This window comes from Desulfomicrobium macestii (assembly GCF_014873765.1).
GTDB lineage: Bacteria > Desulfobacterota > Desulfovibrionia > Desulfovibrionales > Desulfomicrobiaceae > Desulfomicrobium > Desulfomicrobium macestii.
The window spans coordinates 1-21,850 of the sequence record NZ_JADBGG010000001.1 but is presented as its reverse complement, the minus strand read 5'-3'; the positions used below and the strand labels follow the sequence as shown (position 1 = coordinate 21,850).

The window sequence follows — 21,850 nt, the reverse complement described above, 5'->3', positions numbered from 1 at the left end:
GCCTTCGACAAGCTTTGAACAAGTCTGTTTCCGAGTGCCAGCCGTCCAAGCCCACCCAACATGCCTGATAATTTAACGGAGCCTGATACGCACAACTTCATTTTTCATCAATGGCCAGGCTGCTTGCATAAGAGAAGCATTCCAGTGTACAGGGGTATGCGCAAACATAAACCAACGCCAATTCAGGACACCTCATGTACTGCAAAAAATGTAAATTCCACTCCTTCGACCACGTCAGCGCATGCCCCAAGTGCGGAGCAGACTGGGAAGAATCCCGCAAGGCTCTTTACCTGAACTGGGTCTCCGCCTCGGGAGTCAACTGGCTGAAGCAGGAACCCGCCGCACAACAGCCCGAGCCCGATTTTTCCGCAAAACCGCAGAAAACCGAACTCCATGCGCAAGCAAACGACACAGGCGCCGCCTCCGGGGACTATCTGGCCGCACCACCCGCCGCGGCCGCCGCAAAAAATACCGACATCGACGTCTCGAACTTTCCGGATCTGGATTTCACCATGACCGAGGTCCCGGTCAGGGAAGCGGCTCCCGCGCAAAAAGCGCCGACGCCCAAGCCGGAAGAAGATCTGTTTCTGGACACGCTCCCTGCCGAAGACATGGTCGAGCTTGACTTCAGCGCCTCCTTCGACGCTCCGCCCGCCCCGCAGGTTCCGGCTCCAAGCAAACCCAAGCGCGAAGATCTTTTCATTCCGGAACTCGAAGAAATGCTCGCACCCCTGGATGATGAACCACGCTCCAAGTCCTCTGCGGCCAAAAAGCCTTCATTTTCCCCGGAGACAGAAATACTCCTTGATTTCGGGACCGATTCCCCGGAAAAGACCTCGGGCAAGTCAGATGACGACGAGTTGTCCTTCCTGAGTCTTGAGGATCCCAAGAAGCCCCAGTAGATTCACGGCCAAAAGGCAGACGCACGAAACCAGAAACCAGGGTCTCATGCAGGCTCTGGTTTCTTTGTGTCAGGCTTTCAGAATTCCGTCGGGACGCACCCCTTCCGGAAAGCGCCAAAAAAGACGCACACCGCTAAAGCTGCTTGCAGCCTGGGCAGAGGAAGAAAGGTGCATCTTGCAAAAAGAAAAAAAGCTTGACTTTTATGTTTGATTCGAAAAATAAAGCGAGTTTCCGGTGATCAGCGTAAAGCCGCTATTTTCACCGGCCGAAGACGCGGCAGCATTTCAGGACAAAATTATGGAGGAGCCTCATGGCAGTAGATTTCAGTAATGCCGTCAAGACCGACGAAGGCGTTCAGGTCAACGGCGTTGTAATGCACCCGATTGTGGAACAGTGTGAAGGCTGCGAGCGGATCAAAGAATTCGAAAGCGCCAAATTTTGCGGAACGTATCCCCAGCCCGCAGCGAAGTGGAGACTGGGAACCTGCAATTTCTCGACCCACACCAAGACCGCACCCGGCAAGGGCAAGGCCAAGGTCAACCCGCTCAAGGCATCCAAGCGCGCAGCCAAAGGTCGTTAAGCCTTTCATCACGGACTTCGTACAAGGCAGGTTTTTCCTGCCTTTTTTTTCTTCAAAATTCCGGGCAGAAGTGACTTTTGAAGTCATCCACAACCCCGAAGGACGCCACCATGCTGAGCACCGTGCTAGAACTCCTGGAAAACAGCCGCGATGAATTGCTGCGGTTGCAGACCGACCTTGTGGCCATCCCCGCCCTTGGCCCGACCAATGGGGGGCAGGGTGAAAAAATGAAGGTCGAGTACCTGGCCGATCATGTGGCCCGGTTTGCAGGCGTCCAGGCGGAAACGATCAAGGCTCCGGACGATACCGTCGACTGCGGCTACCGCCCGAACCTGATCATCAGGCGACCGGGCAAAAGCCCGCGCACGCTGTGGCTCATCGCACACACCGACGTGGTGCCCACAGGGGACCTGTCCCTGTGGCAGGGCGACCCTTTTGTCCTGCGTCAGGAGGGAGACCTCATCTACGGCAGGGGCGTGGAAGACAACCATCAGGGCATGGTCAGCGCGCTCCTCTTGCTGCGCGCCCTTGAAACGGCCCAGGTGCGAACGGACCTGTCCCTCGGCATCCTGCTCGCGGCCGACGAGGAAACGGGCAACACGCATGGCATCGAATACATCATGCGCCACCATCCGCATGTCTTTGCCGCGGACGACCTGATCGTCATCCCGGATTTCGGCACCCCGGACGGTCAGGCCATTGAGGTCGCCGAAAAAAGCGTGCTTTGGCTCAGGTTCACGGTCCGGGGCAAGCAGTGCCACGCATCGACCCCGGAAGCCGGAGTCAACTCCCTGGTCGGAGCCTCGGCGCTGATCCTTGCCCTGAACCGCCTGCACACGGTCTTCGACGCCTGCGATCCGCTTTTCGATCCACCCGTATCCACCTTTGCTCCGACGAAAATGGAAGCCAACGTCCCCAACGTGAACACCATCCCCGGCCAGGACGTCTTTCATCTCGACTGCCGCGTGCTGCCCACCTACCCGCTGGAAGATATCGAACGGGAAGTGCGGGCCATTTGCGACGAGGTGGAACTCGAGCGGGACGTGCGCATCGCCTTCGCGCCCGTGGTCACGGAACAGGCCGCCCCGGCGACGCCTGTCGACTGCGAGGCCGTGACACGACTGACCGCCGCGCTTCAGAAGGCACGCGGACTTGAAGCGCGCGTGATCGGGATCGGCGGCGGCACCGTGGCGGCGGCGTTCCGCAAGCGGGGCCTTCCCGCCATCTGCTGGTCCACCCTCATGCACACGGCGCACCAGCCCAACGAGCACTCTTCGATGACGGCCACCATCGCCGACGCCCGGGTGTTCGCCCATCTTCTTTTCGACGACCAGGCATAAACACATGACCATCCCGACCGTGCCCGATATCTTTGACGTCATTGTCGTGGGCGCCGGCCATGCCGGTTGCGAAGCGGCCATGGCGGCCGCGCACATGGGCATGCAGACCCTTCTCTTGACCATCAACGCCGACCGCATCGGACATCTGTCCTGCAATCCGGCCATCGGCGGCCTGGCCAAGGGCCACATGGTCAAGGAGATCGACGCCCTCGGCGGGATGATGGGCAAATGGGCCGATCAGGCCGGAATCCAATTCCGCATCCTGAACACCCGCAAGGGCCCCGCCGTGCGCTCCAGCCGCGCCCAGATCGACCGCACCGAATACGTGCGGGTCGTGCAGCAGGACATCTTCAACTGCCCGAACCTCTTCGTGCGCCAGGAGACGGTCGCGTCCCTGACCGTAGAGGACGGACGCGTCACGGGCGTCGTGACCACCCTGGGCGAGACCATTGCCTGCCGAGCGGCGCTCTTGACCACGGGCACGTTCCTGCAGGGCCTCATTCATGTCGGCCTCGACAGTTTCAGCGGCGGCCGCCAGGGCGACCCGGCAAGCCACGGCCTCTCGCCGCGACTTGCCGAACTGGGTTTCGAGCTTGGACGCCTGAAAACCGGCACCGTGCCCCGGCTGCTCAAATCGTCCATCGATTATTCCGTCATGGAGGAACAGGCCGGAGACAACCCGCCCCGCCCCTTCAGCTTCGACAGCCCCGGCATAAAACTCCGGCAGCTGCCCTGCTTCGTGACCTACACCACGGAGCGCACCCACGAGATAATCCGCACCGGATTCGACCGCTCGCCCATGTTCACCGGTGTCATCAAGGGCACCGGAGCGCGCTATTGCCCATCCATCGAGGACAAGATCGCCCGCTTCCCCGAGAAGGACCGGCACCAGATCTTTGTCGAGCCCGAAGGCCTGACCAGTCACGAGGTCTACCCCAACGGCATCCCCACGAGCCTGCCCCTGGACATCCAGAAGGCGCTGGTGGCGTCCATTCCGGGCCTTGAGAAGGCCCAGATCATCCGACCCGGGTACGCCATCGAATACGATTATGTCCCCCCGACACAGCTCAAGCCCACCCTCGAAACCAAGCTGGTGCGCGGCCTGTACATGGCCGGGCAGATCAACGGCACCTCGGGCTACGAGGAAGCGGCCGGACAGGGGCTGTGGGCGGCCATCAACGCGGTCCTCGCCCTGCACGGAGAGCCCGAGCTGATCCTCACCCGCAGCCAGGCCTACATCGCCGTGCTCGTGGACGATCTGGTCACCAAGGGCACGCTTGAACCCTACCGCATGTTCACCTCCCGGGCCGAACACAGGCTCCTGCTGCGCGAGGACAATGCCGACGAGCGGCTGACCGCCATCGGACGCGATCTTGGCCTCGTCGATGACAGCCGCTGGCAGCGTTTCACCCGCAAGCAGGCGGCCGTGAACGAAATCATGACCGGACTGGAAGCCATCCGCGTCCGCCCCGATGCCGCGACCAGGGATCTGGTCGAGGCCATGGGCGGCACGATCCCGCAAAAGTCGGTCAGCCTCAAGGAGCTGCTGCGCCAGCCGGAACTGACCATCGAGGTTCTCTCGCCACTGTGGCCGGAGCTGGACAACTTTGATGAGGAAGCGCTGGAGGAAGCCGAAATCAAGGCCAAATACGAAGGCTATCTGCGCCGCCAGCAGGAGCTGGTGGATCGCTTTGAAAAGATGGAACTGACGGCCCTGCCCGAAGACATGAATTACGTAGGCATTCCCGGCCTCTCGCGCGAGGTCACCGAAAAACTGACCCGCATCCAGCCCCGCACCCTCGGTCAGGCCGGACGCATTTCCGGGATCACCCCCGCAGCCTTGTCGTGCCTTGAAATTCAGCTCAAAAAAATCGGACGGCTCTGATCAGGGCCGTCCGAATCCACTCTCAAATCTTCACTTTCAAACCAGGGGGCTCATCCCCCGCCATCAATCTTCACCCGACTCCGAAGCGCAGTGGGCAAAAGACGGCACATGAAATCCGTCAACCAGTTCCTGGGCCAGGGCTTCAAGCCGCGCCACGAAAGCGTCGTCCAGCACGGACTCCAGGGTTTCGTCCGAAGGCATGACATCTTCCTCCGGGCCCCGGACCTTCAAGAGGATGACCCGGCCGTTGCTCATGACCTCGTAGCCCACTGTTCTGGCCATGCCGCGCCCATGCAGTTCGCGGACATGATCCTGAATGATCTCGAAAAGTTCCAGTCCCGTATCCGGTCTGGTCACGATGGAAAAAACACGTTCCGCCACGTTCACCTCCTGTGCCGCTTCTCGCTTTCACGTTTGTCCCGGCTTGTAAACCACCCGCTCACCCCTTCACAATCGCGCCAAAGACACATACCTTTATTTTTTTGGAACCCCTTTCACAGGAAAGCACTTATGAAACAACTCGTCGCGACCCGCATGGACCGATGCATCGGTTGCCATTCATGCTCCTTGGCATGCGCCCGCGTGGTCCACAAATGTCTGTCCTGGGAAAATGCCGGCATCCGCATTCTGTCCTCCGGCGGCCTTTCCACCGGCTTTCTGGCCAAGGTCTGTCTGGCCTGCAACCCTGCCCCCTGCGCGGCGGCCTGCCCCACGGGCAGCCTCAAGCAGCGCAAGGGCGGCGGAGTCACCCAGCAGAAGAAACTCTGCATCCAGTGTGGCAAGTGCGTCGCCGCCTGCCCGGTGGACGCCATCGCCCAGGATCGCGAGGGCAGGCCCTATGTCTGCATCCACTGCGGCAACTGCGTGGAATTCTGCCCCCATGACTGTCTGGAAATGCAGGAGGTGGAATCATGATCGCCGATACCTTCAAGATCCTGGAAGTCAACCTGTCCACGGGCCGATCCACCATCCGCTCCATGCCAGGCGTGGATACATTCATCGGCGGATCGGGTCTGGCCGCCAAACTTCATCTCGATTACGCAAAGCCCGGCATGGCCTGGGATGATCCGGAGCAGCCCCTTATTTTCTGCATCGGCCCCCTGACCGGATTTTTTCCGCTCATGAGCAAGACCGTCTGCGCCTTCACATCGCCCCTGCACAGCCAGTACGCCGAATCCCACGCTGGCGGGCGCAGCGCCCTGGCCCTGCGTTTCGCGGGGCTGGACGCCCTGGTCATCGTCGGCCGCGCCGAAAGGCCCACGGTTCTGCATCTGGGCGCCAACATCATAGAGCTCATGGACGCGGGATACCTGTGGGGCAAGGACGCCCTGACCACCGGCAAGCTCCTGCGCCGCATCCTCAAGGGCTCCGGACACCGGACCATCATGCGCATCGGTCCGGCCGGAGAGAACAAGTCGGCCATGGCCTGCATAAATGTCGACACCTATCGCCATTTCGGCCGTCTCGGCGGAGGGGCGGTCATGGGTGCCAAGAACGTCAAGGCCATCGCCATCGAGGGCAACGGCTCCCAGAACCTGCCCGAGGGCAAGGAATACGGAGCCCTGAACGCCGACATCTTCCGCAAGGTCACGGACACGGACATGATGCGCAAGTATCACAATCTCGGCACCGCCTCGAACCTGGAGGCGCTGAACGAGCTGAAAGCCCTGCCCTGGCGCAACCTGCAGGCCACCTCGGACCCCGGCATCGAAGGCATCACGGGCGAGCGCTTTGCCGACGACACGCTGCTGCGCAATGCCGCCTGCTCGGGTTGTCCGGTGGGCTGCATCCATATCGGCTTCGTGCGCGAGAAATTCGACAAGGACAACCAGTATCTCTACCGGCAGGTAGGGTACGACTACGAGCCCATCTTCGCCACGGGTTCCATGCTCGGCCTGACCCACGCCCCGGACGTGCTCACGGTCATGGACGAGGTGGAGAAGGCGGGCCTCGATGTCATGAGCGGCGGCGTGGCCCTGGCCTGGGCCACGGAGGCGCTTGAAAAGGGCGTGGTCACGACGGAACAGACCGGGATCGAACTGCGCTTCGGCGAAGTCCGGGGATATCTCAAAGCCGTGCACCTGCTGGCCGGAGCGGCAAGCGAGTTCTGGAAACTTCTGGCGGCCGGAACCATGGTCGCGGCCAAACACTACGGGGGCGAGGATTTCGCCTGCGTGCTGGGCCAGGAGATGGCCGGATACGCCACGGGCGAGGTCTTCTACGTGGCCCAGTCCCTGGGCCTTCGGCACTCGCACCTGGACACCGGAGCCTACAGCTACGACCAGTCGAGCGCGCCCAAGGACGTGGACAAGGCCCTGGCCTTTCTGCTGGAGGACGAACGCGAGCGGGTGATCCTGACTTCGATGGTGGCCTGTCTCTTCGCCCGCAAGGTCTATGACCCGGACACCCTGCGCCAATGCCTGACCGTGCTCGGCGGCAGCAACCTGGCCGACGGCCTGGATGACGCGGCGGCCTCCATCCAGAAACTGCGCTGGCAGGCCCGGATCGCGGGCGGCTTCGACCCCATGGGAGTAAAGATCCCCAAACGCTTCCTGGAAGTCACCACCTGGAAAGGGCAGGCCGACCCAGAGTACCTTGAAAACTTGCGCATGGCCTATGCCACGGCCATCAGTGAAATGGGCAAACCACAGCAATAACAAGCATTCAACTGCAAGGCGCTGCCCGGAGGAGATGCCCTCCGGACTGCGCCTTGCAGTCATTCCTTAAGTTCCACTTCCGCCACTCTTCGATACTCCGGCCCGGAAGGCTTGAGGATGCTCTGCCAGAGCACGACATGGCTCACCGTAAACGCGGGCCAATCCTTCTTCAAATCGACGAGCAGAGCGGACCACTCATCATTTCGGGCCGCAGTCTTGACCCGGGCCACGGTCAGATGCGGGGAAAAAGGTTTCGACTCGGCCAAAAAACCGGCCTGAGCCAATCCTTCATCAAGCTTTTCAAAATACGCCGCGCATTCCTCGCGTCCCTGCCGCAAACCGACCCAGACCACACGCGGCGCGCCCACGGCAGGAAAAAAGCCGCCCGCTCCCCCCTGCGCCGCAAAGCTCCCCCGGGCCGCTTCCTGCATTGCCTGGACAATGGCCGGCACCTTGTCCTCATCCACTTCGCCCAGAAACCTGAGCGTCACATGAGCCAGTTCCGGCCGCACCCACGACACCTTCGAGGCCAGACGCTTTTTCCACGCCGCTTGGATCTGGCGAATGATTTGCGCGTACTCGCCGGGAAGGGGGATGCCTATGAAAAGGCGCATGAGATTACGCTCCGCTGAATTTTTGCTGCGCTGCCAAAAGAGCCTGGATCCCCGCCTGCGCGGGGATGACGCGGAGGCAGGGCGGCTCGACGTTATCAGGAATGCCTGGATCCCCGCCTGCGCGGGGATGACGTGGAGGCGGGGCGGCTCGGTGTTACCAGGAATGGACAAATGGCAGCTGTGACCGCGATCTTTCCATTCCCCCCTTCCGCCCTGGCATCAAGCGTCCCCGACCAGGCCCGGCCACGCGCCCACCAGCCAAGCGCCAGCTCCGGCTCCAACTCTTCCTCCGGCTCCAACTCTTCTTCCGGCTCCAACTCTTCCTCCGACTCCAACTCGGTCTCCAACTCCACCCAGCGCCTAAAGCGCCGTCTCCCCCTCCTCCCCGGCATATGCACCAATCAGCTCCCACAACGTCCGCACGCCAAACCCGGTTCCTCCGGGCCTGAAAATGGACGCATTCTCATCCGTCCAGGCCGGACCCGCGATGTCCAGATGGGCCCAGTCCACGCCTTCGGGCACGAAGTTCTTCAGGAACATGGCCGCGTAGATCGCCCCGCCCTCCCGGGTGGCGATATTCTTCAGATCCGCCACATCGCCTTTCAGGGGCACGCCGTATTCCGCCCACAGGGGCATGGGCCAGTAGCGTTCTCCCACGCGGCTGCCGCCTTCGCGAATGCGTCCATCAAGCTCGGCCGTGGTCACGAATACCGCCGCGACCTTCGTACCCAGGGCCACGAGGCAGGCCCCGGTCAGGGTGGCCAGATCGACCAGGATCTCGGGCTCGAAGCGCGCGCTGTAGGCCAGGGCGTCGGCCAGGATGAGGCGGCCCTCGGCATCGGTGTTCAGGATCTCGATGGTCTTGCCGTTCATGGCCGTGACCACGTCACCGGGCTTGGTGGCCTTGCTGCCCGGCACATTCTCCGTGCACGGCAGCAGCCCGACCACCCGCCGGGGGCTTTCACCTGACCGGCCCAAGGCCATGAACAGCCCCAGAATCGCGGCTGCTCCGGCCATGTCCCCTTTCATCTCGTGCATTTTCGCGGACGGCTTGAGCGAGATGCCGCCAGTGTCGAAAGTCACGCCCTTGCCCACGAAGACCAGGGGCCTTGCCTCGCTGCCCGGCGCCGAATCGAGCACGATGAACCTGGCCGGAGTGTCGCTGCCACGAAAAACCGAGGCAAAGGAGCCCATGCCCATCCCGACGATCTCATCGGGGCCGAAAACCTGCACGCCAAACCCGAACCGGACGGCAAGGTCACGGGCAACGCCGGCCAGATGCTCGGGCGTGGCTACGTTGGCCGGAGTGTTGACCAGATCGCGGGCCAGGGCCACGCCTTCCGCCACGGCCAGCGCCCGGGCCACCTTCATCTGCATGTCCTCGTCACGGCTCCAGACGGCCAGGGTCTTGGGGCAGTCCTCCTCGCCGGGATCGGACTTGAAGTCGACAAAACGATAGCTGGCCAGCCGCGCCGCCACGACGCATTCAAGAGTCAGGTCATCGGCCAGTTCCAGCCGGTCCAGGTGTTCGGAATCCACCGCCAGGGAGCAAAGCTCCTGACTGGCGGCGGCGCGAACAGCCGTGCCCACGGCAGCGCGAAATCCGTCCAGATCAAGATCGTCGGCCTTGCCGAGTCCCACAAGCAGGCACGACCCGCCAGACGCGGAGCAGAGGCGGGTCCGTCCGGCCTTGCCCGAAAATAAAATCGCGGGATCAAGGCCAAAAAGCCCTGCAAGTTCCCGATCCGCTTCGCTCCAACCCTTTCCTTCGGAGCGAAACATGAGCAACACGGCATCTTTCAACTCGCCACCATCCCGAAATACATGTATATTCATGAAAACCTCGTCAGTATGAAATATTCAAGGGCTATGCGGAAACAATAGGTTGCCTGGGAACGAGAGTAAAGACGGTTGCCAGACGCCGGGAAGGAACTATCTGTAACCTCAAACATTATCAGGAGTTGTGGAATGAAAGACAACCGCATCGTCGCCGTGCTCGGAGCCACCGGCTACATCGGAGGCCGCCTGGTCGCGACCCTGCTTGAGCGGGGCTGGAGAGTGCGCGCCGTGGGCCGCAATCCGGAGAAGCTGCGGTGCAGGCCTTTCGCGGCCCATGAAAACGTGGAACTGGCCCAGGCCGACGCCCTGGACCAGCCTGCGCTGACAGAGGCCCTGCGCGGATGTTACGCTGTCTACTATCTGGTCCATTCCATGTACCCCGGCGTGAAGAATTTCGAGGACCGCGACAAACGCGCGGCCATCATCATGCGCGACGCGGCCAAGGAGGCCGGTCTTGAACGGATCATCTATCTGGGCGGCCTTGGCGACATGGACAAGGATTTGAGCGAACACCTCAAATCGCGCATGGAAGTCGGCGAGATCCTTGGCAGCGGGCCGGTCCCCCTGACCTGGCTGCGGGCGGCCATGATCATCGGTTCGGGCAGCGCGTCTTTCGAGATCCTGCGCTATCTGGTGGACCGCCTCCCGGTCATGATCACTCCGGCCTGGGTCAAGTCCCTGTGCCAGCCCATCGCCGTGACCAACGTGCTCGAATACCTGGCCGGATGTCTCGAAAATCCCGAGACGGCGGGGCGCACCATGGACATCGGCGGCCCGGACATCCTGAGCTACCGAGACCTTTTCGACATATACGCCCGCGCGGCCGGACTGCGGCAGCGCCTCATCATACCGGTGCCCGTCCTGACGCCGAAGCTCTCCTCCTACTGGATTCAGATGGTAACGCCCGTTCCCGCCAGCCTGTCGCGCCCCCTGGCGGAAGGCCTGCGCAACAAGGTCGTATGCCGGGAAAACAGCATCCGTGAGCTTGTTCCGACCCGCCTGCTCACATGCGAAGAGGCCATCGGCAGGGCGCTCGAACGCACGGTCCGCCACGAAGTGGAAACCTGCTGGTCCGACGCGGGCCTGCAACGCGTGCCGGAATGGATAGACTGCGGCGACGCGCCCTACGCCGGAGGCACGGTGCTGGAGTCGGCGCATACCCTGACCCTGGCCGCCACCCCGGCCCAGGTCTGGAAGGCCATCACCCGCCTCGGCGGGGACGAAGGCTGGATGTACGGCGACTGGATGTGGAAAATCCGGGGGATATGCGACAAGCTCATCGGCGGCCCGGGTCTGCGGCGCGGGCGGCGCGACCCGGATAAACTGCGCGTCGGCGACGCCCTGGACTTCTGGAGGGTGCTCGTCGTCGAGGAAAACCGCCGACTGCGCCTGCTCGCCGAAATGAAACTGCCGGGCGAAGCCCTGCTCCAGTTCGATGTGGAAGAAGAACGCCCAGGGAGCACCAAAGTGACCCTGCGCGCCCGCTTCTTGCCCCGGGGATTGTGGGGCATCGTGTACTGGTACCCCCTCATACCCGTGCATGGGCCGCTCTTTCGGGGCATGCTCACGGCGCTGGCCCGCAAGATCGGCGGAAAAATTCTTTCCGGACCCATCACCCCGCCCAAGGAGGGCTCACAATGCCGACTTTGATGACCCAACCGAACTTTGTGGAGACCACCATCGCCGAACCAGGCATCCGCGAAACCCTGGAGACCATTCTTGGTGAACAACGCTCCGGGGTTCTGGCCACCTCCTTCATGGACATACCTCTGTGCAGCCAGATGGCCTTTGCCGCGACCCATGACTTGCGGACCCTGATCATCGTAACCCCGCGCCAAACCGCGAAATACGACAACATGAGCTCCAACCCAAATGTCTCCTTTTTGGTAAGCACAGCCCGCAACGATCCGTCCGATCCGGCCAGCGCGCAGGCCCTGACGGTGACCGCGTTCGCCACGGAACTCGACGGAGAACGCAGGCACAAGGCGGTGAATCTCTTTTCAAGAAGGCACCCGAATCTGAGCGCCTTCGCGGCAGCGTCCGACAGCGCGGTCATGGAGCTAAAAGTTGACAGCTACTGCCTGGTCAACAATTTCCAGAAACTGACCCGCATCGGTCTTGGATGATGATTTTGTAAATCTTCGCGCTATCCTGGACAGCAGGGCGGCAATTGGGGAATATTTAAAAAAAACAACCGGAGCCGACGCATGCCGCCACGGAATTGCGGGCCCGGCAAGGAGAATATCATGAACCGACCCATCCGGCTGGGAGTCAGCCGCTGCCTGCTCGGGGACAAGGTCCGCTACGACGGAGGGCACAAGCACGACCCCTTCCTGACCAAAACCCTGGGAGAATATGTGGAATACGTTCCGGTCCGCCCGGAGGTGGAATGCGGCCTGCCCATTCCACGTGAAGCCCTGCGTCTGGTGGGCGATCCCGAGTCCCCGCGACTTCTGACCCAGAAAACCCGCGTCGACCACACCCGGCGCATGCAGGAATGGGCCGCCGGCCGTCTGGCCGAATTGGAGTCCGAAAACCTGTGCGGCTTCATTTTCAAGAGCAAATCCCCATCCAGCGGCATGGAGCGGGTCAAGGTCTATTCGGAATCAGGCAACCTCGCCGGGCAATCCGTCGGCATCTTCGCGCGCATGTTCATGCAGCACTTCCCCCTGCTCCCGGTCGAAGAGGAGGGACGCCTGCACGACGTTCACCTGCGCGAAAATTTCATCGACCGCATCTTCGTGCTGCGCCGCTACCGCGACATGATCAAATCCGGGCAGACTTTAAGCAATCTGATCACCTTTCACACCCGGCACAAGCTCCAGCTCCTGGCTCACAGCCCCGAAATCTACCGTGCCATGGGCAGGCTGGTGGCGGGCGGCAAGGCCATGCCCAAGGAGCAACTCTTCAAGAACTACCACGAGCACCTCATGACCGCCATGCGCATGAAGGCCACGCCGCCCAAGCACAGGAACGTGCTGCAGCACATCATGGGCTATTTCAAGAACGAACTGCTGCCGGACGAAAAGCAGGAGCTGCTCGAACTCATCAACCAGTATGCTCGCGGCTTCCTGCCGCTCATCGTGCCCGTGACCCTGCTCAATCACTATGTGCTCAAATATGAGGAGTTCTACCTTCAGGACCAGACGTATCTGCGGCCCCATCCCCTGGAACTCAAGTTGCGCAACCACGCCTAGGGCAAGAAGCAGGAGACGCGCATGACCAATGCCTATGAAATCATCAGCCGCTTCGACCCGGATTTCCCGCGCAAGCGGGCCGGACAGCTGCTCACCGACACCTCGGAGTTCATGAACATCACGTATGGCGATGTGATTGATCTGGATGGCAAATATTTCCTGGTGCTGCGGGACGAAAAGGAACGCAGCTTCGGCGTGGAAGACCCCAAATACTGGGTCAAACGTTGCCGGGAGCTGTCCACGGGAGAAAGAAAGATCCTGAAGCTGGTCTTTTATGAGCGTTTTCCCGTGTCCATGGGCAGCATGGAGATCGAATGCTTTCGCAGCCCGCGCAAGGAGGCGCGCATCCTTGATCTGGTCAGGGGAGACATGCGCTTCATGCAGGGCTACTCCCACGACGACGCGGTCGGAAACAACGTGCGTGTCCTCGATGTGGTCAAGGGCGAGCTTCTGTCCCTGCACATCGACCGCCTGGAAGCCGATCACAAGACCTATTTCTTCGAAATGCTGCCGGACATCCTGGACAAGTTCGTCGAAGCCTGCCGCGCCATCGAATTCCTGCACAAGCACGGCGAGAACCACGGCGACATCCGCCGCGACCACCTGTGGATTGAGCAGGGCACGGGCAACTACGTGTGGATTGATTTCGACTACACCTACGAATTCCAGGAAAACCCGTTCGGTCTGGACATCTTCGGCCTTGGCAATCTGCTTCTGTTTCTGGTCGGCAAGAAATTCTGCACCACCTTCAACATACCTCGCCCGGATTTTGACGGCAAAACGGATGTCTCGCTGGAAGCGGCGGACTTCTCCCTGCTTTTCAAGCACCGGCTGGCCAACCTGCGCAAAGTATATCCCTATGTGCCCCATGCGTTGAACAACGTGCTCATGCACTTTTCCTCCGTCTCCGAAGTGTTCTATTTCAATATCGGAGAAATGCTTGAAGATCTTGCGCCCTGCATCGACGAAATCCGTCGCGGGCGAATCAACAGTTAAGGAGAGAACATGAACCCCAAGAAAATTCTCATCGCCGTGGACGCTTCGGACAACGCGGCCCGCGCCGTGACCTATGTCGCCGAACTGCTCGGAGGAAGTACGGGCTTTTCGATCACGGTCCTTTATATCGAGCGTCCGCCCAACCGCGACCTGTATCCGGACGAGGCCTCCTGGGTCGAGGCCGGCCAGGCCCAGGAACTGCGCATCCGCACCTTCCTGCAGCAGGCCAAGTCCAATCTGACCGGACAGGGCATTGCGCCGGATGCGGTGACCATCTCCTATGTTCCGCATTGCCAGTCCCCGGTGAACCCCGCCGCGCAGCAGTGCAGCATCGGCACGTCCATCGCCCGCGACATCCTGCAGGTCCAGCAGCAGGGCGATTTCGGGACTCTGGTCATCGGCCGGCGAGGAGTGTCCCGCGCCGAGGAGTTTCTTTTCGGCAGCGTGACCACCAAGGTCACGCATCTCGCCAAGGACTGCACCGTCTGGGTGGTGCAATAATTCAGGAGGAGAAGGAAACATGCCCTGCCTTGAACTTACGACCAACATTCGCGTCCAGGACAAAAACAAGCTCATGCGCTCTCTTTCCGACTGTGTCTGCACGGGGCTCTGCAAGGCCGAAACCTACATGATGGTCATCATCAACGATGACGTGCCGATGTTCTTCGGCGGCAACGAGGAGCCCGTGGCGCACATGACCTTGAGCGCCCTTGGGCTCAAGGACGACCTGATCGGGAAGCTGGCCGGGGACTTGACGGAAATGATCCAGGCGCAAACTGGAATCGAAAGCCCGCGCATCTACATCGTCTTCAGGGATGCGGAACCCGGCAAATGGGCCTGGGACGGGCGCACCTTCTCCTGACCCGCATCTTGCCTGACGGCGGGGCCTCGTGTAAGGGAGCCGGGGCCGGGACGGTTGGAATCCCGGCACCATCAACACGAGGTTACCATGACAGAAAAGAACTATGCCCAGAGCATCGCCGGGGACCTGTTTCACATGATCAAATCCGCCCAGGAACAGGGCGTGAGCGTGGACGCGGGTTTTCGCAACCAGGCCATGTCCAGCCCGAGCATGAGCCTGACCTACATGTTTTTGACCAAGAACGACCTGCTCAAGGTCCCGGCCCTGCCTGCCCAGGTCAAAAAGCAGGTCCGCCGCTCGAATGCCATGGCCGTCATCGAACTGGCCAACGCGGCAGGCGTGAAGCAGACTGCGGGCATCCACCTGATCTGGTCCAGCGCCAAGGCCTGCTCCAAGATCGAGTCCGAAGCCGAGATGCTGGACGGCATCCAGATCCAGGGTCTTGCGGCCTTCACCGCCCAGATCAAGAGCACGCTCAAAAACGACATTCCCCGCACCATGGACCAGCAGGTCCCGCCCAGCGCCGAGTAGAAACGTGGCCCGTCTCGTCGGGCCTGAATTCGCGATCCGGAGATTCCCATGCTTTTGAAACTGTGCTTTTCGACCCTGATCTGCGCCTTTATCGGCTGGATCACCAACTTCATCGCCATCAAGATGCTCTTTCACCCGCGCCGCCCGGTGCAGATCGGCAGCCTGACGGTGCAGGGCATCTTCCCCAAAAGGCAAAAAGCGCTGGCCATGAACCTGGCCGCCGTCATCGAGGGCGAGCTTCTCTCCCACGACGACATCCAGAACGTCATGCGCCGCCCCGAATTCGCGGCCAAGCTCAAGGACAGGATCCAGGACGGATTCGCCGAATTCCTGTCCAAGCGTCTGGGAACCTTGAACCCCATGATCGCCATGTTTCTGGACGGCCCCATGATGGAAAAGATCAAGGCCCTGCTGGACAAGGAACTGGACCGCATCGTGCCTGGCCTGCTTGAAACCGCCACAAGCGAACTGGAGACTTCCCTGGATTTCAGAAAGCTCATCCAGGACAAGATCGAAAACCTCTCCATGGAACGGCTCGAAGTTCTGCTCATGTCCATCATGTCCAAGGAATTCAGGTTCATCGAAGTGGTGGGCGCGGTCCTGGGCGCGATGATAGGCCTGATCCAGGGCCTGATTTTTTTCTAGCCTCCGCACCATCCAGCACCCCATCAATGGCCGCCTCGCGCGGCCATTGGCATTTCAGAGCCTATCTCCGTTCACCCCTTTGGACATCAATTTCACTCACGCTTGCCTTGGGCCTGTAAAACGCGATACGGGCAAAGGCAGGTCTCCCGTGATTTCGTATCCGGAAGAGATGCCGACGCAAATGACGGCAGCGCTTCCCACGGCATCCGAAATTCACGCGATTTGTCCGAAAACGTCACCACATCCGAGGTACAGCCATGAACAAACCCCTTCTGGAACCTTCGTGCGGCTTGACCCGCCGAAAATTTCTGGCAGCCACTTCCAGCGCCGCTCTCCTTTTTGCAATGGGCGGTCTGCGGGGTCTCGCCTGGGCAGCCCCGCTCGAACTTCCGGCGCTGCCCTACGCGGAAAATGCCCTGGAACCCGTCATTTCCGCCAAGACCATCGGCTTTCATTACGGCAAGCACCACACGGGCTACTTCAACAATCTAAGCAAGCTCATCGCGGGCAGCGAATTCGCCGACATGTCCCTGGAAAAAATCATTCTCGAAACGAGCGGCAAAGCGGACAAGACCGCCATCTTCAACAATGCCGCCCAAACCTGGAACCACTCCTTTTACTGGCAGAGCCTCTCCCCCAAGGGCGGAGGGACGCCCCCGGCCGATCTGAAAAACAGGATCAACGATTCCTTCGGCGATCTGGACACCTGCCTGAAGGAACTGAGCGCCGCTGCAGTCGGACGTTTTGCCAGCGGGTGGGCCTGGCTGGTGGCTGACGGCGACAAGCTCAAGGTCATGAACACCATGAACGCCGACACGCCCCTGACCAGCGGTTTGAAGCCACTTTTGACCATCGATGTCTGGGAGCACGCCTACTATCTGGACTACCAGAATCGCAGGGCCGACTATGTCAAGGCCGTGCTGGAAAAGCTGATCAACTGGGAATTCGCCGCCGCGAATCTGGGTTGATCCTCCCCGGCGCAAACGGCAAAACGCCTTCCGCATAACCATCGCGGAAGGCGTTTTGTGCCGCGCAAGCGCAATGAAACCTCACTCCCCGATGATCTTGACCAGCACCCGCTTTTTCCTGCGCCCGTCAAACTCCCCGTAGAAGATCCGTTCCCAGGTCCCGAAATCGAGACGCCCGCCGGTCACGGCCACTACCACCTCGCGACCCATGATCTGCCGTTTCATGTGCGCGTCGGCGTTGTCCTCGCCCACATTGTGCCGGTATTGCGAGACCGGTTCGTGCGGGGCCAGCTTTTCCAGCCACTTTTCGTAGTCGTGATGCAGACCGGACTCGTCGTCGTTGATGAAGACCGAGGCGGTGATATGCATGGCGTTCACGAGCACGAGCCCCTCCCTTATGCCGCTCTCGGCCAGGCATTGCTCGACATCGCCAGTAATGTTGATGAAGGCCCGGCGGGTCGGCACCTGGAACCAGAGTTCCTTGCGATAGCTTTTCATGAATCCCCCGTTGAATACGATTGTAATTGACGGTGCATGATCGACACGTAGCCGCCGTGCGCTTCCGATTCAAGAGCAGGCCGACCAAATACCCACAAAAAAGATTGCCCGGCATTCCAGGTGCCCCGCAACGGCCTTTTGGCCCGACTTTTCGAAAACATGGCCATCACTTTCAGAGGGCAACAAGCAGAGTGTCAGCGCGTCCGGCGTTGACCCAAAGCCTGCACCCTGATATTGGTAGGACCAATTTCCATTCCAACCAAGGAGCAGCCCATGACTTATATCCCTGTCGGCGGATTGAACGTCGCAAAGCCACTTCATGACCTGATTCGCGAAAAAGCTACGCCCGGAACCGGCGTGACGGACACGGATTTCTGGGCCGCCCTGGAAAGAATCCTGCACGACCTGTCGCCACGCAACCGTGAACTGCTGGCCAAGCGCCAATATCTGCAGGACACCATCGATTCCTGGCACAAACGCCACAAGGACGAAATCCACGATGCCGTCGCTTACGAGCAACTCCTGCGCGAGATCGGCTACATCGTGCCGGAGGGCCTGCCCTTTTCCATCGGAACCAGCGGCGTCGATCCCGAAATATCCTCCATCGCCGGACCGCAGCTGGTCGTGCCCGCCACCAACGCCCGCTACGCCCTGAACGCCGCCAACGCCCGCTGGGGCAGCCTCTACGACGCCCTGTACGGCACGGACGTGCTCAGCGAGGACGACGGCGCGACACGCTCCGGAGCATACAATCCCCTGCGCGGGGCCAAGGTCGTCGAATTTGCGGCCGGTTTTCTGGACAAAGCCCTGCCCCTGGCCCGGGGCAGCCACGCCGACGTTCAGGAATATCGCCTCACGCCAGCGGACTCCGGCCGGGAAGTCGAGGTCGAGTTGCCGGACGGCAAGACATCACTGCTGAATCCACGGGCTTTCGCCGGATTCGCGCCCGGCGTCCTGCTCTTCAGGAACAACGGCCTGCACATCGAACTGCATTTCGATCGCGACCATCCTGTGGGCAAGGCCCATCCCGCGGGCCTCAAGGACGTGGTCCTGGAAGCGGCCATGACCACCATCGTCGATTTCGAGGACTCCATCGCCGCCGTCGACGGGGAGGACAAGGCCCAGACATACGCCAACTGGCTGGGCCTGCTGCGCGGCGACCTCAACGCCTCCTTTCCCAAGGGCGGCAAGACCGTGAACCGCAGCCTGAACCCAGACCGCACGTACACCGCACCGGACGGCGAGCCCCTGACCCTGCCAGGCCGCAGCCTTCTGCTGGTGCGCAACGTGGGCCATCTCATGACCACGGACGCGGTCCTGCTCGGTTCCGAAGAAGTCCCGGAGGGCATCCTTGACGCCATGGTCACCGGCCTTGTCGCGCTGCACGACCTCAAGGAACTCGGCTCCCTGCGCAACAGCCGCGCGGGCAGCGTCTACATCGTCAAACCCAAGATGCATGGCCCTGAAGAAGTCGCCTTCGCCTGCGACCTTTTTAATCGCGTGGAGGACGCGCTGGGCATGCCCCGCCACACCATGAAGATCGGAATCATGGACGAGGAGCGCAGGACCTCGGTCAATCTGGCGGAATGCATCCGCGCCGCCAAGGACCGGGTCATCTTCATCAACACCGGGTTCCTGGACCGCACAGGCGATGAAATACACACCAGCATGGAAGCCGGGCCCATGGTTCCCAAGGCGGCCATGAAGAATGCCAGCTGGATTCTGTCCTATGAGGATTGGAACGTGGACACGGGCCTGGCCTGCGGGTTTTCCGGCAAGGCCCAGATCGGCAAGGGCATGTGGGCCATGCCGGATCGCATGAAGCAGATGGTCGAGACCAAGCAGGGGCACCCCCTGGCCGGGGCCAACTGCGCCTGGGTACCGTCGCCCACGGCCGCGACCCTGCACGCCATGCATTACCACGAGGTGGATGTCTTTGCCCGCCAGGCGGAACTGCAGGGCAAGAAGAGAGCCAGCCTGAACGAACTTCTGACCCTGCCCCTGCTCGACCGCGCACTCTCCGGGGAGGAGATCCAGCGCGAACTGGACAACAACTGCCAGGGCATCCTGGGCTACGTGGTGCGCTGGGTCGACCAGGGCATCGGCTGTTCCAAGGTGCCGGACATAACCGACGTGGGCCTGATGGAAGACCGCGCCACCCTGCGCATCTCCAGCCAGTACCTGGCCAACTGGCTGCACCACGGCCTGTGCAGCATGGAGCAGGTCCGCGCCACCCTGGAACGCATGGCCGCAGTGGTCGACCGTCAGAACGAAGGCGACCCGGCCTATCGCCCCATGGCCCCGGACTTCGATGCGAGCGTGGCCTTTCAGGCCGCCTGCGACCTGATCTTCAAGGGCCGCGAGCAGCCCAACGGCTACACGGAGCCCATCCTGCACGCCAGAAGACGGGAACTGAAGAAACAAAAAGGATGACGCCTGCATCCTGAACACCCTGCAACGCATTGGGCCCGCCAGGACATAAGCATCCTGGCGGGCCCAAATTCGATTCACCGAGAAAAACGTTCCGCTACAACACCCGTCGCGCCTCCTGCCACAGAATCGAGCAGCCGACCCCGCCGAAAATCACGCCCACGCCGCCGTCGATCCAGCGCGCCACGCCAGCGTACATGCCGCGCATGCGTCCCGTGGATAAAAAGAGCGCAAGCAGCGTGAACCAGGCCGTGACTATGACGATGACCTCGGCTCCGTAGACCCAGCGAAGAAAATTGGGCGTCGCGGGAGTCATGAACTGGGAGAAGATACTCAGAAAAAAGAGTGCGGCCTTGGGGTTCAGAAGGTTGCACCAGAATCCCTCACGCCAGCCGCGCAGCAGGGAGTCCCTTCCGCCTGCCGCGTCCACCTGGACACAGGCGTCGGGCATGGCCGTTTTTTTGCCGAACAGGCAACGCACGGCGATGTGGATCAGATACAATGCCCCGCAGATGCGGATCAGGCCGAACACGGCCGGGCTGGAGGCGATGACGAGCGCCAGTCCGAGCACGGAATAGACCACATGCACAACCAAGGCCGATCCGATGCCCAGCGCCGTCATGACCCCAGCCAGACGGCCACGGGAAAGGCTGTTGCGCAAAACCATGAAAAAATCCGGCCCCGGCGCCACGGCCACGGCCACACCCACCGCAAAAACCTGCCAAAAACCATTGTCCACGATTATCCTCCGTGGTTGGGGTGTGGGGGGCGAAATATTTTTCGCCCCTACGGGGTTGCGCCATGCTTCCTTACACCGAGATTGGGCAGACACGTAGGTCTGCCCCTACGGGGTTGCGCCATGGGATTTGTCATCACATGGTCGCCATGATCCGATATATGCATACCATGGCCGCAACGATCCGGTATATGCATACCGTAGGGGCGGCCCTGCGTGGACGCCCTTCTTCCCTGCCGACCCTGTGTGATTGTCTCGCCTTGCACCGAGGTTGGGCAGACACGTAGGTCTGCCCCTACGGGGTTGCGCCCTGGTATTCGTCATCACATGGTCGCCATGATCCGACACATGCATACCATGATCGCCACGATCCGATATATGCATACCGTGGCCGCAACGATTCGGTATATGCATACCGTAGGGGCGGCCCTGCGTGGCCGCCCTTCTTCCCTGCCGCCCCTGCGTGGTTGTCTCGCCTTACACCGAGGTTGGGCAGACACGTGGGTCTGCCCCTACGGGGTTGCGCCCTGGTATTCGTCATCACATGGTCGCCATGATCCGACACATGCATACCATGGTCGCCATGATCCGATATATGCATACCGTGGCCGCAACGATCCGGCATATGCATACCGTAGGGGCGGCCCTGCGTGGCCGCCCTTCTTCCCTGCCGCCCCTGCGTGGTTGTCTCGCCTTACACCGAGGTTGGGCAGACACGTGGGTCTGCCCCTACGGGGTTGCGCCCTGGTATTCGTCATCACATGGTCGCCATGATCCGACACATGCATACCATGGTCGCCATGATCCGATATATGCATACCGTGGCCGCAACGATTCGGTATATGCATACCGTAGGGGCGGCCCTGCGTGGCCGCCCTTCTTCCCTGCCGCCCCTGCGTGGTTGTCTCGCCTTGCGCCGAGGTTGGGCAGACACGTAGGTCTGCCCCTACGGTGGTGCGATGTCGACGGTGGCGGGCGACGGGTGGGCGACGGGTGGGCGAAATATTTTTCGCCCCTACGTTTTTGCGCCCTGGGATTCATCATCGCATGGTCGCCATGATCCGATATATGCATACCGTGGCCGCAACGATTCGGTATATGCATACCGTAGGGGCGGCCCTGCGTGGCCGCCCTTCTTCCCTGCCGCCCCTGCGTGGTTGTCTCGCCTT

Annotated in this window: 21 protein-coding genes; 16 read left to right on the top strand and 5 right to left on the bottom strand. The window is 61.3% G+C overall.

The features are described 5' to 3' along the window. The first annotated feature begins 194 nt into the window (after positions 1 to 194). The 4 genes from H4684_RS00105 (at position 195) to mnmG (ending at position 4,708) form a co-directional block, all read left to right on the top strand. Positions 195 to 902, top strand: a complete 708-nt coding sequence (locus H4684_RS00105; RefSeq protein ID WP_192622456.1) for a hypothetical protein — start codon at positions 195 to 197, stop codon at positions 900 to 902. Between the two features lie 311 nt (positions 903 to 1,213). Continuing rightward, complete coding sequence (locus H4684_RS00100) at positions 1,214 to 1,483, top strand: PxxKW family cysteine-rich protein (protein WP_092188434.1); 270 nt, start codon at positions 1,214 to 1,216, stop codon at positions 1,481 to 1,483. Between the two features lie 110 nt (positions 1,484 to 1,593). Beyond that, a complete protein-coding gene (locus H4684_RS00095) occupies positions 1,594 to 2,823 on the top strand; it encodes a M20 family metallo-hydrolase (RefSeq protein ID WP_192622455.1) in 1,230 nt (409 codons plus the stop codon). 4 nt (positions 2,824 to 2,827) lie between these two features. Next, positions 2,828 to 4,708 (top strand): tRNA uridine-5-carboxymethylaminomethyl(34) synthesis enzyme MnmG, encoded by a 1,881-nt coding sequence (gene mnmG, locus H4684_RS00090; protein WP_192622454.1) that lies wholly within the window; start codon positions 2,828 to 2,830, stop codon positions 4,706 to 4,708. 63 nt (positions 4,709 to 4,771) lie between these two features. Here mnmG and H4684_RS00085 read toward each other — a convergent pair whose 3' ends face one another. Further along, on the bottom strand, positions 4,772 to 5,089 hold the full coding sequence (locus H4684_RS00085; RefSeq protein ID WP_092188441.1) for a hypothetical protein: 318 nt from the start codon (positions 5,087 to 5,089) through the stop codon (positions 4,772 to 4,774). A gap of 129 nt (positions 5,090 to 5,218) precedes the next feature. Here H4684_RS00085 and H4684_RS00080 point away from each other — a divergent pair, with 129 nt between their 5' ends. Together H4684_RS00080 and H4684_RS00075 are read left to right on the top strand one after the other, a co-directional pair. Continuing rightward, complete coding sequence (locus H4684_RS00080) at positions 5,219 to 5,623, top strand: 4Fe-4S binding protein (RefSeq protein ID WP_092188443.1); 405 nt, start codon at positions 5,219 to 5,221, stop codon at positions 5,621 to 5,623. Then, the gene (locus H4684_RS00075; RefSeq protein ID WP_192622453.1) at positions 5,620 to 7,365 is read left to right on the top strand and encodes an aldehyde ferredoxin oxidoreductase N-terminal domain-containing protein; all 1,746 of its coding nucleotides are present in this window, start codon (positions 5,620 to 5,622) and stop codon (positions 7,363 to 7,365) included. Before H4684_RS00080 ends, H4684_RS00075 begins: the two co-directional genes overlap by 4 nt. A gap of 59 nt (positions 7,366 to 7,424) precedes the next feature. On the opposite strand, the gene thpR is transcribed toward H4684_RS00075, so the two are convergent. Together thpR and H4684_RS00065 are read right to left on the bottom strand one after the other, a co-directional pair. Next, positions 7,425 to 7,979, bottom strand: coding sequence for an RNA 2',3'-cyclic phosphodiesterase (thpR, locus tag H4684_RS00070; protein ID WP_192622452.1), 555 nt, complete (start codon positions 7,977 to 7,979; stop codon positions 7,425 to 7,427). A gap of 360 nt (positions 7,980 to 8,339) precedes the next feature. Next, positions 8,340 to 9,815 carry a leucyl aminopeptidase gene (locus tag H4684_RS00065; RefSeq protein ID WP_192622451.1) on the bottom strand — a complete coding sequence of 492 codons (1,476 nt, stop codon included), beginning with the start codon at positions 9,813 to 9,815 and terminating at the stop codon, positions 8,340 to 8,342. A gap of 132 nt (positions 9,816 to 9,947) precedes the next feature. Between H4684_RS00065 and H4684_RS00060 the strand changes: the two genes are divergently transcribed. From H4684_RS00060 to H4684_RS00020, 9 genes are all read left to right on the top strand, one after another. Beyond that, the gene (locus H4684_RS00060) at positions 9,948 to 11,468 is read left to right on the top strand and encodes an SDR family oxidoreductase (protein ID WP_192622450.1); all 1,521 of its coding nucleotides are present in this window, start codon (positions 9,948 to 9,950) and stop codon (positions 11,466 to 11,468) included. Beyond that, a complete protein-coding gene (locus tag H4684_RS00055; RefSeq protein WP_092188455.1) occupies positions 11,456 to 11,944 on the top strand; it encodes a pyridoxamine 5'-phosphate oxidase family protein in 489 nt (162 codons plus the stop codon). Before H4684_RS00060 ends, H4684_RS00055 begins: the two co-directional genes overlap by 13 nt. Before the next feature lie 120 nt (positions 11,945 to 12,064). Continuing rightward, on the top strand, positions 12,065 to 13,015 hold the full coding sequence (locus tag H4684_RS00050; protein WP_192622449.1) for a YbgA family protein: 951 nt from the start codon (positions 12,065 to 12,067) through the stop codon (positions 13,013 to 13,015). Positions 13,016 to 13,036: 21 nt separating this feature from the next. Next, on the top strand, positions 13,037 to 14,011 hold the full coding sequence (locus H4684_RS00045) for a serine/threonine protein kinase (RefSeq protein ID WP_192622448.1): 975 nt from the start codon (positions 13,037 to 13,039) through the stop codon (positions 14,009 to 14,011). A gap of 9 nt (positions 14,012 to 14,020) precedes the next feature. Next, positions 14,021 to 14,512, top strand: a complete 492-nt coding sequence (locus H4684_RS00040) for a universal stress protein (RefSeq protein ID WP_092188461.1) — start codon at positions 14,021 to 14,023, stop codon at positions 14,510 to 14,512. 19 nt (positions 14,513 to 14,531) lie between these two features. Further along, the gene (locus H4684_RS00035) at positions 14,532 to 14,873 is read left to right on the top strand and encodes a phenylpyruvate tautomerase MIF-related protein (protein ID WP_192622447.1); all 342 of its coding nucleotides are present in this window, start codon (positions 14,532 to 14,534) and stop codon (positions 14,871 to 14,873) included. An 87-nt stretch (positions 14,874 to 14,960) separates the two neighbouring features. Then, a complete protein-coding gene (locus H4684_RS00030) occupies positions 14,961 to 15,404 on the top strand; it encodes a hypothetical protein (RefSeq protein ID WP_092372683.1) in 444 nt (147 codons plus the stop codon). Between the two features lie 48 nt (positions 15,405 to 15,452). Next, positions 15,453 to 16,049, top strand: a complete 597-nt coding sequence (locus H4684_RS00025) for a DUF445 domain-containing protein (protein WP_092188466.1) — start codon at positions 15,453 to 15,455, stop codon at positions 16,047 to 16,049. 257 nt (positions 16,050 to 16,306) lie between these two features. Next, a complete protein-coding gene (locus H4684_RS00020) occupies positions 16,307 to 17,017 on the top strand; it encodes a superoxide dismutase (protein ID WP_092188468.1) in 711 nt (236 codons plus the stop codon). A gap of 81 nt (positions 17,018 to 17,098) precedes the next feature. Here the strand turns inward: H4684_RS00020 and H4684_RS00015 are convergent, their stop codons facing one another. After that, a complete protein-coding gene (locus tag H4684_RS00015) occupies positions 17,099 to 17,515 on the bottom strand; it encodes a secondary thiamine-phosphate synthase enzyme YjbQ (protein WP_092188470.1) in 417 nt (138 codons plus the stop codon). 273 nt (positions 17,516 to 17,788) lie between these two features. Between H4684_RS00015 and H4684_RS00010 the strand changes: the two genes are divergently transcribed. Further along, complete coding sequence (locus H4684_RS00010) at positions 17,789 to 19,948, top strand: malate synthase G (protein ID WP_092188472.1); 2,160 nt, start codon at positions 17,789 to 17,791, stop codon at positions 19,946 to 19,948. Positions 19,949 to 20,042: 94 nt separating this feature from the next. On the opposite strand, the gene H4684_RS00005 is transcribed toward H4684_RS00010, so the two are convergent. Further along, a complete protein-coding gene (locus H4684_RS00005) occupies positions 20,043 to 20,684 on the bottom strand; it encodes a LysE family transporter (protein WP_092188474.1) in 642 nt (213 codons plus the stop codon). Positions 20,685 to 21,850 lie beyond the last annotated feature (1,166 nt).

Coding starts and splice junctions, on each gene's coding strand:
- H4684_RS00105 (WP_192622456.1), top strand. CDS start 195: ATGTACTGCAAAAAATGTAAATTCCACTCCTTCGACCACGTCAGCGCA.
- H4684_RS00100 (WP_092188434.1), top strand. CDS start 1,214: ATGGCAGTAGATTTCAGTAATGCCGTCAAGACCGACGAAGGCGTTCAG.
- H4684_RS00095 (WP_192622455.1), top strand. CDS start 1,594: ATGCTGAGCACCGTGCTAGAACTCCTGGAAAACAGCCGCGATGAATTG.
- mnmG (WP_192622454.1), top strand. CDS start 2,828: ATGACCATCCCGACCGTGCCCGATATCTTTGACGTCATTGTCGTGGGC.
- H4684_RS00080 (WP_092188443.1), top strand. CDS start 5,219: ATGAAACAACTCGTCGCGACCCGCATGGACCGATGCATCGGTTGCCAT.
- H4684_RS00075 (WP_192622453.1), top strand. CDS start 5,620: ATGATCGCCGATACCTTCAAGATCCTGGAAGTCAACCTGTCCACGGGC.
- thpR (WP_192622452.1), bottom strand. CDS start 7,979: ATGCGCCTTTTCATAGGCATCCCCCTTCCCGGCGAGTACGCGCAAATC.
- H4684_RS00065 (WP_192622451.1), bottom strand. CDS start 9,815: ATGAATATACATGTATTTCGGGATGGTGGCGAGTTGAAAGATGCCGTG.
- H4684_RS00060 (WP_192622450.1), top strand. CDS start 9,948: ATGAAAGACAACCGCATCGTCGCCGTGCTCGGAGCCACCGGCTACATC.
- H4684_RS00055 (WP_092188455.1), top strand. CDS start 11,456: ATGCCGACTTTGATGACCCAACCGAACTTTGTGGAGACCACCATCGCC.
- H4684_RS00050 (WP_192622449.1), top strand. CDS start 12,065: ATGAACCGACCCATCCGGCTGGGAGTCAGCCGCTGCCTGCTCGGGGAC.
- H4684_RS00045 (WP_192622448.1), top strand. CDS start 13,037: ATGACCAATGCCTATGAAATCATCAGCCGCTTCGACCCGGATTTCCCG.
- H4684_RS00040 (WP_092188461.1), top strand. CDS start 14,021: ATGAACCCCAAGAAAATTCTCATCGCCGTGGACGCTTCGGACAACGCG.
- H4684_RS00035 (WP_192622447.1), top strand. CDS start 14,532: ATGCCCTGCCTTGAACTTACGACCAACATTCGCGTCCAGGACAAAAAC.
- H4684_RS00030 (WP_092372683.1), top strand. CDS start 14,961: ATGACAGAAAAGAACTATGCCCAGAGCATCGCCGGGGACCTGTTTCAC.
- H4684_RS00025 (WP_092188466.1), top strand. CDS start 15,453: ATGCTTTTGAAACTGTGCTTTTCGACCCTGATCTGCGCCTTTATCGGC.
- H4684_RS00020 (WP_092188468.1), top strand. CDS start 16,307: ATGAACAAACCCCTTCTGGAACCTTCGTGCGGCTTGACCCGCCGAAAA.
- H4684_RS00015 (WP_092188470.1), bottom strand. CDS start 17,515: ATGAAAAGCTATCGCAAGGAACTCTGGTTCCAGGTGCCGACCCGCCGG.
- H4684_RS00010 (WP_092188472.1), top strand. CDS start 17,789: ATGACTTATATCCCTGTCGGCGGATTGAACGTCGCAAAGCCACTTCAT.